The 14693-nt window shown below is 74.5% G+C and carries 6 protein-coding genes; 5 read left to right on the forward strand and 1 reads right to left on the reverse strand.

Annotated elements, in window-relative coordinates; all coding sequences use genetic code 11:
- The 4 genes from ABH937_RS28150 to ABH937_RS28165 are packed head-to-tail and all read left to right on the forward strand — an operon-like array spanning position 1 to position 4116.
- A complete protein-coding gene (locus ABH937_RS28150; RefSeq protein WP_370219926.1) occupies positions 1 to 1914 on the forward strand; it encodes an HAD-IIIC family phosphatase in 1914 nt (637 codons plus the stop codon).
- On the forward strand, positions 1911 to 2138 hold the full coding sequence (locus ABH937_RS28155; RefSeq protein WP_280690446.1) for an acyl carrier protein: 228 nt from the start codon (positions 1911 to 1913) through the stop codon (positions 2136 to 2138). The genes ABH937_RS28150 and ABH937_RS28155 overlap by 4 nt, the downstream gene beginning before the upstream one ends.
- Positions 2135 to 3022: a 2-oxo acid dehydrogenase subunit E2 gene (locus tag ABH937_RS28160; protein ID WP_370219927.1), complete on the forward strand. Its 888-nt coding sequence runs from the start codon at positions 2135 to 2137 to the stop codon at positions 3020 to 3022. Before ABH937_RS28155 ends, ABH937_RS28160 begins: the two co-directional genes overlap by 4 nt.
- Entirely contained in the window at positions 3019 to 4116 is a 1098-nt protein-coding gene (locus tag ABH937_RS28165; protein ID WP_370219928.1) for an alpha/beta fold hydrolase, read from the forward strand. Before ABH937_RS28160 ends, ABH937_RS28165 begins: the two co-directional genes overlap by 4 nt.
- On the opposite strand, the gene ABH937_RS28170 is transcribed toward ABH937_RS28165, so the two are convergent.
- Complete coding sequence (locus tag ABH937_RS28170; protein ID WP_370219929.1) at positions 4117 to 7053, reverse strand: AAA family ATPase; 2937 nt, start codon at positions 7051 to 7053, stop codon at positions 4117 to 4119. It lies immediately after the preceding gene.
- Positions 7054 to 7668: 615 nt separating this feature from the next.
- On the opposite strand from ABH937_RS28170, the gene ABH937_RS28175 reads away from it, so the two are divergent.
- A partial coding sequence (locus ABH937_RS28175; protein ID WP_370219930.1) for a type I polyketide synthase occupies positions 7669 to 14693 on the forward strand: 7025 nt, incomplete at its 3' end.

Here is a 14693-nt window from a genome sequence, read left to right on the forward strand (position 1 = left end):
ATGACCGACACCGAACTCGCGACCACGGCCCAGGACACCCTCGGCCGGTTGAACCGGGAGGGCCGGCTCGCCGCCGAATACCACTTGGTGCAAGGGCTGTTGCACGAGGTGCCGGACGAACTGCTGCCCAGGTTCGGGCAGTTGCTCGCCAGGCTCGACGTCGACGAGGTCCTGGCCCACCATCCGGCGCAGCCCGTGGTGCGCATCGCGATCACCGGGCACGGCACGCTCGCCGCCCTGGTGCCCGCGCTCACGGCGGAGCTGGCCCGGCACGGCCTGCTGTTGCGCCCGCAGTTGGCCGACTTCGACAGCTACGTCTTCGACCTGACCGATCCGGACAGCGAGCTGTACCGCTTCGCGCCCGACCTCGCGCTCTGCCTGCTGGACCCCTTCGTGGTGCTGGACGAGCTACCGGTGCCCTGGAGCCCGGCCGATGCCGAACGGGTGCTGGCCGCCAAGGTGGCGTTGGTCGACCGGCTGGCCACCTCCTTCGAGCAGGCCGGCGGAAAGACGCTGGTGGTCAACACCCTTCCGCTGCTGCGGGAGACGACCGCGCAGCTGGTGGCCGACCGGTCCCGCGCGCAGCTGGCCGCCGTCTGGCACGAGGCGGCGGCCCGGCTGCTGCGGCTGGGCGAGCGGCACCCCGGTCTGCTGGTCGTCGATCTCGACCCGATCCTGGCCGATGGTGTTCCCGCCCGTGACCCTCGGATGAGCGTCTACGCCAAGGCCCACCTGTCACCGCAGCTGCTGGCCGGCTACGCCCGCGAGGTGGGCGCGGTTGCCCGCGAGGTGGCCGGGCGGACCAGGAAGTGCCTGCTGCTCGACCTGGACGGCACCCTGTGGGGCGGCATCCTCGGTGACGACGGCGCGGAGGGCATCGAGGTCGCGGACGGCTACCGCGGCGAGGCCTTCCACCGGTTCCAGCAGGTCGTCAAGCAACTCGGCTCGCAGGGTGTGCTGCTGGCGGCAGTGAGCAAGAACGACCTCGAACCGGTCCGTCAGGTGTTGCGCGAGCACCCCGACATGGTGCTGCGCGAGGAGGACTTCGTCCGGGTGATCGCCAACTGGCAGCCCAAGCACGACAACATCAAGGCGCTCGCCCAAGCGCTCAATCTCGGTACGGACAGCTTCGTCTTCGTCGACGACAGCCCGTACGAGTGCGGCCTGGTGCGCCGGGAGTTGCCCGAGGTCGCGGTGGTCCAGCTCGGTCAGGACCCGGCGCAGCACGTCGGGGCGGTGCTGCGGGACGGCTGGTTCGCCGTGCGCGAGCTGACCGGCGAGGATCGCGGACGGACCGTCAAGTACCGCGAGGAGCTGGCCCGTCAGGACTTCCTCACCAGCTTCTCCAGCATCGAGGACTACCTGCGCGAACTGCGGATCGAGGTGCGGCTGGGCACGGTGACCGCCGAGCAGATCGCCCGCGTCTCGCAACTCACGCTGCGCACCAACCAGTTCAACCTGACGACGACCCGACTGCAGGCGGCGGACGTCAGCCGGCTCGCCGGCAGCCGGGACCACCTGGTGCTCGCCATCCAGGCCGCGGACCGGTTCGGCGACAACGGCCTGGTCGGCGCGGTCTTCTACCGGCGCGAGGGCGACACCGGGTACCTGGACAACTTCCTGCTCAGCTGCCGGGTGTTCTCGCGGGGGATCGAGGGCGCCTGCCTGGCGGCGGTGTTGCGGCACGCACGGGACAGCGGCGTGCGGGCCGTCGAGGCCGGCTACCGGCCCACGGCCAAGAACGCCAAGGTCAAGGCGTTCTACCCGCGCAACGGCTTCGTCGAGATCGCCGACCGCGATGCCGATGCCGCCGAGCGCGACGGCGCGACCGTCTTCCGCCACGAGCTGACCGAGATCGCCGAGACCCCCGCGAACCTGCGGCTCACCGAGAACTTCGAAGGGATGCGATCGTGAACAGCGCCGAGGACTTCGTGGTCCTGATCCGGGACGAGATCGGCCTGCCGGTGACCCGCGCCGACCTGGAGCTCGGGTTCGACCAGGTACCGGGCTGGGACTCGCTGCACATGCTGCGACTGGTCACCGTCCTGGAACGGGAGACCGGCCGGACGATCTCCTTCCCGGACGTCCTCCAGGCGCAGAGCCTCGGCTCGCTCTACCGGCTGGCGGTGCCGGCGTGACCAGGATCGAGCCGCTGCCCCGGCAGCGCCGGCACACCCTGCGCTTCCTGGAGTACGCGCGGGACTTCGCACCGGTCTACCTGGACACCGAGGTGGACCTGACGGCGGTCCGCGCGCACCGGGCGGCCGCCGCCGAAGCCGGGCTGCACTACTCGTGGGTCAGCTATCTGCTGCACACCACGGGCCGGGTGCTCGCCGCGCACCCGGACGCCAACGCCGCCCTGCGCGGCCGCCTGCGCCCGCGGCTCGCCCGTTACGACTCGGTGGACGCCAAACTGGCTCTCGACAAGACGCTCGACGGGCGCCGGGTCGTGCTGTCGGCGCTGCTGCCCGGCGTCCAGGCCGCCACCCTGGCGCAGATCCAGGCCCAGGTGGACCACTACCGGGACGGCGATCCGCAGACGATGCCCGAGTTCGCCCCGACCCGGGCGCTGCAGCGGCTGCCGTGGCCGCTCGGCGCGGCCGCCTTCAACGCCGGGATCCGCCCGCTGGGCGGTCGGCGGCGCCGGATGGGCACGGTCGCGGTCAGCTCGCTCGGGCACCGCGCGGTGGACGGTTTCCACTCGGTGGGCGGCACCACGGTCACCCTCGGCGTCGGCCGGGTCGTCGACCGGCCGGTGGTCCGGGACGGACAGCTCGCCATCGCGCCGGTGCTGCGGCTCAGCCTGGCCTTCGACCACCGGGTGATCGACGGTGCCGAGGCCGCGGACGTCCTGACGGAACTTCGGGACGGGCTGCAGGACTTCGCCCAGCCGCAGCCGCAGCCGCAGCCGCAGCCGCAGCCGCAGCAGCCGTCGGCGGCGCCGCCGCTGGCCACCGGGCGGACCGTTGCAGCGGTCGCCGGCGGGCTCGCCGAGGAGCCGTCAGGCCGGGGCAGCGCGTGAACGACGTCGGGGAGTTGAAGCACTTCGCGCAGACCCACGCCCGCGCCCAGCGCATCGCGCACTGCGAGCGGATCCTGGCCGGCATCAGCACCGACGAGGACGGCCGGCCGGGCTCGTGGGGCACCGAGTGGACGCGGCACGGCGACGCGCTGCGCGAACGCGGCCGGCTGCTGGCGGCCTTGCGACACTACAACATGGCGCGCTTCCCCTACGTGGACGGGCCGGCCCGGGCGCTCGCGCACCGGCGTTCGCTGGAGTCCTTCGCCGGCTGGGCGGCCGGTCGGTCCCTCGAGCGGCTGGAAGTGGCGCTGCCGGGCGGGCGGGTGGCCTGCTGGGCGAGCGGGCTGTCCGCCGAACGGCCGCGTCCGCTGGTGCTGCTGTGCGGCGGTATCGTCAGCGGCAAGGAGCAGTGGGCCCCGGCGCTCGGCGCCCTGGACCGGTTCGGGATGGCCGGCGTGGTCCTGGAGCTGCCCGGGGTGGGCGAGAACCCGCTGCGCTTCGACGGCGACAGCTGGCAACTGCTGCCGCGGATCATCGACGCGGTCGCCGACCGGGCCGAGGTGGACACGGTGTACACCGTCACGCTCAGCTTCAGCGGCCAGTTGGCGCTGCGGGCGGCTGCCGAGGACAAACGGATCCGCGGCGTGGTGACGGCCGGCGCCCCGGTCAAGGCGTTCTTCACGGACGCCGACTGGCTGGCGCGGCTGCCCCGGATCACCGCGGACACGCTGGCCCACCTCACCGGCGCCAGGGTCGACGAACTGCCCGAGCTGCTGGCGCCGTGGGCGCTCGAACCCGCGCTGATCGCCGACCTGGACATCCCGATCGCCTACAGCGCGAGCCGCCGCGACGAGATCATCCCGGCGGCGGACGTCCGGCTGCTGCGCGACCACGCCCGCCGGCTGCGACTGGTCGAGCATGACGACGTGCACGGCGCACCCCGGCACGTCGCCGAGACCCGGCTGTGGGCGCTGCTCTCCGTGCTGCGGATGCACGGCGTGCGCGGCCCGCGGACCGCCGCGTTGGGCGCCGTGCTGCGGTTGCTGAGCGCGCGCGGCCAGAACCGCTCCCACGACTCCCACGGACCTCGCTGATCACTCCAACTCGCCCATTCTTCGTACCAGTTCGAGCCGCGAGTTGACATTGAGCTTGCGGTAGATCCGGGTCAGGTGGACGTCCACCGTCTTCGGGCTGAGCCCCAGCGCCTTGGCGATGTCCCGGGTGCGGATGGCGGTGCTCGCCAGGCCCGCGACCTCGCGCTCGCGTTTGGTGAGCGGCGACAGCAGCTCGCGTGGCGGCTGCTCCGGCGGCGCGGCCGGTGGCCGCTGCGGTGGTCGGGCGGGCTGCTCGACCACCGCAGCGGCCACGACGATCGCCTTGGTGCCGTAGCGCAGCGCCGAGCGGTCGGCCGCCGCGGTCAGGCTGTCGGCCTGGCCTGCCTGCCCGGCGGCGGCCAGGCAGGCCGCACCGAGCGCCAGCATCCGCGCCTGGTCACCGATCAGCTCGGCCTGACCGAAGCCGCCGGCGGCCTCCTGGTAGAGCTGTGCGGCACAGGGGAGGTGGCCCGAGCCGCGCGCGCCGTGCGCCTGGGCCGCGAGGGCGTAGGAGGCCCAGGACGGCCCCGGCAGGGCGGCGGCGGCGGCCCGCGCCGCGACTGCCCACTGGTTGGCGTTCTGGCCGGACTCGACGGCGGCGGCCGCGAGCAGCTCGAAGCACGACGGGCGCAGCACGGCGAGCAGCTCGGGCAGTTCGGGGCCGCCGAACGCGTCGAGCAGCGTGCTGACGCAGCGCTGCGGATCGCCGTCCAGGCGGGCGGCGCGGGCCAGCACCAGAGCGCTCTCCAGGCCCCAGCGGTCGGAGTTCGGCGGCGCGGCCTTGACGGCCTGCTCGGCGATCCGCAGCGCGGCCCGGCTGCCGTCAGGACCGGCCCAGCCACGCTCGATCGACCGCAGGGCCAGGGTGCTGCCGTACAGCCGGTTGGCGCCGATCCGCAGGCTGATCTCCTGGGCCTCGTCCACCGCCTTGCGGACCTGCTCCAGCGGACCGGTGCGCAGGCAACTGCTCGCCAGACCGATGAGCATGACCGGGAGCAGGTACTGGTGCCCGGGGGAGCGCAGCAGCACCACGCCACGCTCGAAGTGCCGCCTGGCCGCTTTGAACCGCCCGATGAACAACTCGGCGCGCCCCAGCAGGGCGAGGTACTCCGGGTGGTCGCGCAGGCGCTGGTCGGAGAAGCCGTCGAGCAGCGCGGCACTGCACGACAGGCTCTGCCCGGCGACCTCGACCTCGCCCGCCATGGCCTCGGCCAGGCCGCGCAGCGCCAGCGTGCCCCCTTCGGCGAGCCAGTCGTGGTGCTGGGCGGCGATCCGCACGGCCGCCTGGACCTGGGCGGGTTCGGGGGCCCGGCCGGCCAGCAGGCCCACCAGCCCCTGGACGACGTGCAGTCCGACCGCCTCGACCGGCGGCCGTGGCGGCAGGGCGGCCAGTTCCTCGGCGAGCAGCGTGGTCGCCTCGGCGCGGTGGTCGAGCAGGCTCTCGACCATCGCGTGCAGCGCCACGGTGGGCAGCCGGACCCGGGCCGGCACGGTTCGCAACAGCGGCCGGATCTTCCGGAACAGGTGGCTGCTCTCGGTGAGTTGACCGGAGAAGGCCAGGGCGTAGCCGAGCGTCTGGGTCAGCCGCAGGTAGTGCCGGTCCGGATCGGTCGGCTCCCGCAGGATGCGCAGCGCCGCCTTGGCCCAGCGGATGGAGAGGTTCGGCGCCGACCACAGCGCGTCGCGCGCCGCGCGCTCCAGGACGTCGAGGTCGTCGAGGCCGATCGTGTCCAGCAGGAACTCGAGGTGGTCGGCCAGTTCGGCGGCCGGCGCCCCGCGCCGGACCAGCAGTCGCAGCGCCCGGCGGTGCGCGCCGGCCCGCCAGGACGATGTCATGTCCTCGCGCAACAGGGTGCCCAGAGCTGGGTGACGGAGCGTCAGCCGACTTCCACAGCTCGAGTGTTGGAGCAGGTCCTTGCCGGCGAGCCGGTCGATCGCGCGGGCGGTCTCGTCCAGCGGCAGGTCTGCGACGGTGGACAGGGTGGCCCAGTCGAAGCCGTCGCCGAGAATGGCGCCGGCCGACAGCACCGCGATCTCCCCGGCTCCCAGCGAGGCCAGCTCGCCGATGATCAGCGGCGTCTGGTCGGCGGTGAGCCGGGCCGCACAGTCGCCGGGCGCGGGGGCGGGCGAGCAGGCGGGTGGACCGCTGGCCCCATCGGTCGGCGGTGCCGCGCAGGTCCGGTGGTCGGCCAGGGCCAGCAGGTAGAACGGGTTGCCGGTGCTCACCCGGTGCAGCCGGTGCAACTGCGGGTGGTCGGCCGGCAGGTCCAGGATCTCGGCGGACTGATGCAGCGTCAGGAGGCCGAGCCGGAGGTGTTCGACCGTGCCCATCTCGATGCCGTGGGCCAGCGCGGCGCGCATCCGCGGGGCGCTCTGGCGCGGACGGTGGGCGAGGATCAGCAGGAGCGGCGCGTCGAGCGGGCTGCGGATGAAGTGTTCGACCACGTCGACCGAGCAGGTGTCGGCCCAGTGGAAGTCGTCGAGGAGCAGGACCAGCCCGTCGCGGGCGCAGCGGGCCAGCAGCAGGCGGGCGCGCAGTCGGGTGTCGAAGGGTTCGGGGATGGCGTTCGGCCGGGGCCGCGCGGGCTGCGGTGCGGCGGTGGCGGCCAGCGGGAACGGGCCGATGGGGAGTGCGGCCGGGTCGCGCATGGCCTCGGCCATCAGGCGGCTGCCGACGATCGGGGCGAAGGCGCTGAGCGGCGTCTGCTCCTCCGCCTCGGCGCAACAGCCGCTCAGCGTGGCCAGGCCGAGCTCCTCGGCCGCGCGCTTCGCCTCGGCGAGCAGCCGGGTCTTGCCCGAGCCCGGGTCCCCCGAGATCTCGATGATGCCGCCGTCGCCGTGGCGTAACCGCTCCAGGGCCGACTGGACGGAGCGCAACTCCGTGCGGCGGACGGCCGGTCGCCGGGAGGCCTCGATCCGTGCGGCGGCCCTAGGCATCGGAGCGCACCTTCGCGGCCGGGTGCGTGCCGGTGTTCGCCGCCGTGACGGACGACGCCCGAGTGGCCGGCGATGCGCTACCGGCCGTCTGCGAACGGGTGTTCGTCCGGCTTCGCCGGCCTGGCAACGTCATGGGCTGACAAAGTGCGTCGGTGGATTCCGGCTGCCCGGGCGAAAATTCTGCGAAGGTTCGGCAAAGGTGCAGCTGCCGTAACAGATCCACGGTTGGTGAAGGGCCCCCGGGACGACTCATGATCCCCCGTCAAAGCTGAGCGTTGCCTTATGACCGGTTTAGATGCTAGGCGCGGCTTCCTTCGTGGGTCAAGGAGCCTCCCTGCGGCGGTGACCGGGCTCGATCGCCGCCGAAACCGTCTCACCAGTATTGTCCGCCGGCTGAAGCCGGCCCAAAGCCGTTCCGGGTGCGGCGGGATGAACCGGTGGATACCGGACGCTTCGGCGGATCCGGCGCCGACGGCCCGGAGCGCGGATTCGGGACCGTGCCGGATCAGGAGTGCGTTTAGGCCTGCTTTAAGAACCCGGTCGACGATTACCGGTCAGCATTGCCAGCCGCGTCCGTTGCCCGCTCGCCGGAAACTCGCAGGAAGCCGAGCCACGATGACGAACGAACAGAAGCTCACCGATTATCTGAAGTGGGTCACCGCCGAACTGCACCGGACCAGGCAGCGGCTGGAGGAGGCCGAGTCGGCCGAGGACGAGCCCATCGCGATCATCGCGATGGCCTGCCGGTTCCCGGGTGACGTCCGCTCTCCCGAGGACCTGTGGCGGCTCGTGGCGAGCGGCACCGATGCCATCGGCGCGTTCCCGACGAACCGCGGCTGGGATCTCGAGGGCCTCTACGACCCCACGCCCGACCAGCCGGGCAAGAGTTACGTCCGCAGTGGCGGATTCCTGCACGACGCGGACCTGTTCGACAGCGCGTTCTTCGGGGTCAACCGGCGCGAGGCGCTGGCCACCGACCCGCAGCAGCGGCTGCTGCTGGAGGTCTCCTGGGAGGCGCTGGAGCGGTCGGGGATCGAACCCGGCTCGCTGCGCGGCAGCAACACCGGCGTCTTCGCGGGCGTCTTCTACAACGACTACGTCTCGCGCGTCCAGCACAAGCCCGCCGACCTGGAGGGCTACCTGGCCAGCGGCAACACGACCAGCGTCGCCTCCGGACGGATCGCCTACAGCTTCGGCCTGGAGGGCCCGGCGATCACGGTCGACACCGCCTGCTCCTCCTCGCTGGTCGCCCTGCACCTGGCCGGCCAGGCGCTGCGTCAGGGCGAGTGCGACCTGGCGCTGGCCGGCGGTGCCACCGTCATGGCGGCGCCCACCGCGTTCGTCGAGTTCAGCCGGCAGCGCGGGCTGGCTCCCGACGGGCGCTGCCGGTCGTACGCCGACGGCGCGAACGGCACCGCCTGGGGCGAGGGCGTGGGCATGCTGCTGCTGGAGCGGCTCTCGGACGCGCGGCGCAACGGGCACCGGGTGCTGGCCGTGGTCCGCGGCAGCGCGGTGAACCAGGACGGCGCGAGCAACGGGCTCACCGCGCCCAACGGGCCGTCCCAGGAACGGGTGATCCGCCAGGCGCTGGCCAACGCCCGGCTCGCCCCGGCCGAGGTGGACGTGGTCGAAGGGCACGGCACCGGCACCACCCTCGGCGACCCGATCGAGGCGCGGGCGCTGCTCGCCACCTACGGCCGCGACCGGCCCGCGGACGCGCCGCTGTACCTGGGCTCGATCAAGTCCAACATCGGGCACACCCAGGCCGCCGCGGGGGTGGCCGGGGTGATCAAGATGGTCGAGGCGATCCGGCACCGGACGCTGCCCAGGACGCTGCACCTGGACCGGCCCTCCGGGCACGTCGACTGGGCGGCAGGCGCCGTCTCGCTGCTCGCCGAGGCCGCCGACTGGCCGGAGCGCGGCCGGCCACGCCACGCGGCCGTCTCCTCGTTCGGCATGAGCGGCACCAACGCGCACGTCATCCTCGCCGAAGCACCGGTCGACGAGCCGGCGGAGCAGAGGGCTGGGGGTCCCGCGCCCGACGCGCAGCCGCTCCCGCTGATGCTGTCGGCCCGGACGCCCGCCGCGCTGCGCGCCCAGGCGGCCCGGCTGCACGCCTTCGTGAGCGCCGAACCAGAGCTCGGCGTCGCCGAGTTGGGCCACGCCCTGGCTACCACCCGGAGTTCCTTCGAGCACCGGGCCGCGGTGGTGGCGGCCGATCGCGACGGCTTCCTGGACGGGATCCGGGCGCTGGCCGAGGACCGTCCGGCCGCGAACCTGGTCGAGGGGGCCGCCGGGCCGACCGGGAAGACCGTCTTCGTCTTCCCCGGCCAGGGCTCGCAGTGGCCGCGGATGGCCGCCGAACTGCTGGACACCTCCGAGGTGTTCGCCGAGCGGATCCGGGAGTGCGCGGCGGCCCTCGCCCCGCACACCGACTGGTCGCTGCTGGCGGTGCTGCGCGAGGAGCCCGGTGCCGCCTCGCTGGAGCGGGTCGATGTGGTGCAGCCCGCGCTGTTCGCGGTGATGGTGTCGCTGGCCGCGCTGTGGCGCTCGCGCGGCGTCACGCCCGCGGCCGTGATCGGCCACTCCCAGGGCGAGATCGCCGCCGCCTGCGTCGCCGGGGCGCTCAGCCTGGAGGACGCGGCCAAGGTGGTGGCGCGGCGCAGCCGGGCGCTGGCCGCGCTGGCCGGGACCGGCGGCATGGTCTCGGTGCCGCTGCCGGAGCCGGCGGCCCGCGAGCTGATCGCGCCCTGGACGGAGCGGATCCACGTCGCCGCCGTCAACGGCCCCGGCACGACCATCGTGGCGGGCGCGGCGGCGGCGCTCGACGAACTCATGGCGCACTGCGAGCAGGCCGAGCTGCGGGCCCGTCGGATCCCGGTCGACTACGCCTCGCACACCCCGCACGTCGAGGCGCTCAAGGACGAACTCGCCGAGCTGATCGGAGTGCTGACGCCGCGACAGGCGCTGATCCCGTTCTGCTCCACGCTCACCGGCGCGCCGGTGGCGGACACCACCGAGCTCGACGCCGACTACTGGTACCGCAACCTGCGCGGCACCGTCCGCTTCGAGGAGGCGGTGCGGGCCCTGTCGGCCGGCGGCTGCACCACGTTCATCGAGGTCAGCCCGCACCCGGTGCTGACCGCGGCGGTCCAGGAGACGCTGGAGTCGGCCGGGGTGCGGGGCGTCGCGGTGGGGACCCTGCGGCGCAACCACGGTGGCCTGTCCCGCCTGGCCACCGCGATGGCCGAACTGCACACCCGGGGAGTGCAGTTGGACTGGACCGCGACCTTCGGCGAGCGGCCCGGACCGCCGATCGCGCTGCCCACCTACCCGTTCCAGGGCGAGCGCTTCTGGCTGGAGGACACCCAGGCGCCCAGCGACGCGTTCGCGCTCGGCCAAGCCGCCGTCGCCCACCCGCTGTTCGGCGCCGCGATCGAACTCGCCGACGGCGGGCTGGTGCTGACCGGGCGGCTGTCGCTGCGCACCCACCCCTGGCTGGCCGACCACGCGGTGGCCGGCCAGGTGCTCTTCCCCGGCACGGCCTTCGCCGAACTCGCCCTCCAGGCAGGCCGGCACACCGGCTGCGAGCGGATCGCCGACCTGACGCTGCGGGCCCCGCTGGAGCTGCCGGCCGAGGGCGGCGTGGCCGTACAGGTGGCCGTCGGCGCACCGGGCCCGGGCGGCGGGCGGACCGTGACGATCAACGCCCGTGGCGGCGCGGCCAGCGCGGATCCGGCCAGCGCGGATCCGGACAGCGCGGATCTCCCGTGGACCTGCCACGCGGACGGCCTGCTCACGCCGCCGATCGCCGAGCGGCCGCCGGCCCGGCTGGACAACTGGCCACCGGCGGACGCGCGGCCCGTCGAGCTGCTGGACCCCTACGAGCTGCTCGCCGACCGGGGGTTGGCGTACGGTCCGGCGTTCCAGGGCCTGCGGGCGGCCTGGCGGCGGGGCGAGGAGCTGTTCGCGGAGATCGCGCCGCCGCTCGAGCCGACCGAGGCCGCGGGCTTCGCCGTGCACCCCGCACTGCTGGACGCGGCGCTGCACGTGCTGGCGGTGGAGGCGCTGGCGGCGAACGCGCGCCAGGTGCGGCTGCCGTTCGAGTGGAGCGGGGTGACCCTGCACGCCGGCGGGCCGGCCGCGCTGCGGGTGCGACTGGTGCCGCGCGGCGAGGACGCCGTCACGCTCGACCTCGCCGACGCCACCGGCGCGCCCGTCGCCACCGTCGAGGCGCTGCGGACCCGGGCACTGCCGGCCGCCGGACTGCGGGACACCTCCCGCTCGCTGCTGGGGCTGGACTGGGTCACGGCGGCCGCCGGTGCGGCCGTCGCCGAGCCGGTGGTGGTGGACGGCGCGGCGGCGCTGCGCGCGCTGGCCGGGGCGCCCGCCGTGGTCGCGGTCCGGCTCGGCGGCGGGCAGCCGGACGGCGAGCGGGTGCGGGCCGCCGTCGGCGAGACCCTCGACCTGCTGCGCTGGTGGCTCGGCGAGCCGAGGTTCGCCGGCTCGCGGCTGGTGGTGCTGACCCGGGGCGCGGTCTCGGTCCGCGGCGAGCAGCCGGCGGACCTGGTCGGCGCGGCCCTGTGGGGCCTGCTCCGTGGCGCTCAGGCCGAACACCCGGGCCGGTTCACCCTGCTGGACGCCGACCTGGACCCCACCCAGGAGCTCGGCCAGGAGCTCGACCCGGACGACCGGGCGGCGCTGGCGGCCGCGCTGGGCTGCCTCGAACCCCAGGTCGCGCTGCGCGCGGGCGCCGTCCTGGTGCCGCGCCTGGGCCGGCTGGCGACGGCCCCCGATGGCGGTGAACAGCCTGCGGGGCCGGTCGACTTCGGCACCGGCACGGTGCTGGTCACCGGCGGCACCGGCGCCATCGGCTCACTGCTGGCCAGGCATCTGGCCGGCGCGCACGGCGTGCGGCGGCTGCTGCTGGTCAGCCGCCGGGGTGCCGAGGCGGCCGGCGCCGCCGAACTGGTCGCCGAACTCGCCGAGTCGGGCACCGAGGTGGCCGTCGAGGCCTGCGACTGCGCCGACCGCGAGGCGCTGGCCGTGCTGCTGGCCCGGATCCCGGACCGGTTCCCGCTGACCGCCGTGGTGCACGCCGCCGGTGTCCTCGACGACGGCGTGCTGGAGTCGCTGACCCCGGACCAGCTGGACCGGGTGCTGCGGCCCAAGGCCGACGCCGCCTGGAACCTGCACGAACTGACCGCCACCGCGGACCTGTCGGCCTTCGTGCTCTTCTCATCCGCCGCCGGCGTGCTCGGCTCCGCCGGCCAGGCGCACTACGCGGCCGGCAACGCCTTCGTCGACGCGCTGGCGCTGTACCGGCGGGCGATCGGCCGGCCGGCCGCCGCGCTGGCCTGGGGTCTGTGGGAACTGGACAGTGACATGACCCGGCAGCTGGGCAGCCGGGGCCGCTCCCGGCTGACCCGCGGCGGCCTGGTGCCGATGTCGGCGAGCGAGGGGCTGGCGCTGTTCGACGCGGCGCTGCTGTCCGGCGCGCCCGTGACGGTCCCGGCCCGGGTGGACGTGGGCGTGCTGCGCCGGCTGGTCGAGCAGGGCGTGCTGCCGCCGGTCGTCCGCGGCCTGCTGCCAGTCACCCGTACCCCGGCCGGCCCGGCGGGCTCGACGGGCTCGAGCTGGGCCGAGCGGCTGGGCGCCCGGCCGGCCGCCCAGCGCCCGCAGGTCCTCGCCGACCTGGTCCGCGGCCAGGTCGCCGCCGTCCTCGGCCACGACACGCCGGACGCGGTGGCCGCCGACCGGGCCTTCAAGGACCTCGGTTTCGACTCGCTGACGGCCGTGGAACTGCGCAACCGGCTGGGCGCCGCCACCGGACTGGCGCTGCCCGCCACCCTGGTCTTCGACCACCCCACGGTGGCGGCGCTCGCCGGCCACCTGCTGCCGCTGCTCTGCGGCACCGAGCCGGACACCGCGGCCGCCGACGGGTCGAGGGCGGCAGCCCTCGATCCCGCCGAACCGATCGCGATCATCGGCATGGCCTGCCGCTTCCCCGGTGGGGTGCGCTCCCCGCAGGACTTCTGGCAGCTGGTGGCGGACGGCCGGGACGCGATCGGCGAGTTCCCGGCCGACCGGGGCTGGGATCTGGACGCGCTCTACGACCCGGACCCGGGTACGCCCGGCAAGGTCTACACCCGCGAGGGCGGATTCCTGTACGACGCCGCCGAGTTCGATCCCGACTTCTTCGGCATGAGCCCGCGCGAGGCGATGGCCACCGACCCGCAGCAGCGGCTGCTCCTTGAGACCACCTGGGAGGCGGTGGAGCGGGCCGGGATCGATCCTGCGGCGCTGCGCGGCAGCACGACCGGCGTCTTCGTGGGCGTGATGTACGACGACTACGCCTCCCGGATCAACCCCGTACCGGCCGAGTACGAAGGCTTCCTGGGCACCGGCAGCGCCGGCAGCGTCGCGTCCGGGCGGATCGCCTACACCTTCGGCCTGGAGGGGCCCACCGTCACGGTCAACACCGCCTGCTCCTCCTCGCTGGTCGCGCTCCACCTGGCGGCGCAGGCGCTGCGCGGTGGCGAGTGCTCGCTGGCGGTGGCGGGCGGGGTGACGGTGATGGCCACGCCCGCGGTGTTCGTGGAGTTCAGCCGGCAGCGCGGGCTGGCACCGGACGGGCGGTGCAAGTCCTTCGGGGACGGCGCCGACGGTGCGGCCTGGTCCGAAGGCGCGGGCATGGTGCTGCTGGAGCGGCTCTCGGACGCGCGCCGCAACGGGCACCGGGTGCTCGCGGTGGTCCGCGGCTCCGCCGTCAACTCCGACGGGGCGAGCAACGGGCTCACCGCGCCCAACGGCCCCTCCCAGCAGCGGGTGATCCGCCAGGCGTTGGCCGGGGCGGGGCTCGCGGCGAGTGAGGTGGACGCGGTGGAGGCGCACGGGACCGGGACGAGCCTGGGCGACCCGATCGAGGCGCAGGCACTGCTGGCGACCTACGGTCAGGGCCGGTCGGCCGAACTGCCGCTCTGGCTGGGGTCGGTGAAGTCCAACATCGGGCACACCCAGGCGGCGGCGGGGGTGGCCGGGGTGATCAAGATGGTCGAGGCGATGCGGCACGGGGTACTGCCCAGGACGTTGCACGTCGAGCAGCCATCGACCCAAGTGGACTGGCAGAGCGGAGCGGTGGCGCTGCTGGCCGAGCCCACCGCGTGGCCGGAGACCGATCACCCGCGGCGGGCGGCGGTGTCCTCGTTCGGGATCAGTGGCACCAATGCCCATCTGATCCTCGAACAGGCCCCGGCCGAGCCGGAGTCGGCGCCCGAAGCGACCGAGCCGGGCGGGCCGGGCGTGCCGCTGCCCGGCGTGCCACTGCCCTGGGTGCTCTCGGCCCGGAGCGAGCAGGCGCTGCGCGACCGCGCCGCCCAACTCGGCCCGGTGCTCTCCGCCGTGGCGCAGGGCGGGAACCCGCAGGCGGCGGCCGCCGCGCTGGCCACCACCCGGGCGCGGTTCGAGCACCGGGCCGTGGTCGTCGCCGCGGACTCCGGGCAACTGGCCGACGGGTTGTCGGCGTTGGTGGAGGGGCGGCGGTCGGGTGTGGTGGTGGGTGGGTCTGGTGTGGTGGGTGGTCGGTTGGCGGTGTTGTTTTCGGGTCAGGGTAGTCAGCGGGTGGGGATGGGTGGGGGGTT

This window comes from Kitasatospora sp. GAS1066B, from assembly GCF_041262605.1.
GTDB lineage: Bacteria > Actinomycetota > Actinomycetes > Streptomycetales > Streptomycetaceae > Kitasatospora.

Coding starts and splice junctions, on each gene's coding strand:
- ABH937_RS28150 (WP_370219926.1), top strand. CDS start 1: ATGACCGACACCGAACTCGCGACCACGGCCCAGGACACCCTCGGCCGG.
- ABH937_RS28170 (WP_370219929.1), bottom strand. CDS start 7,053: ATGCCTAGGGCCGCCGCACGGATCGAGGCCTCCCGGCGACCGGCCGTC.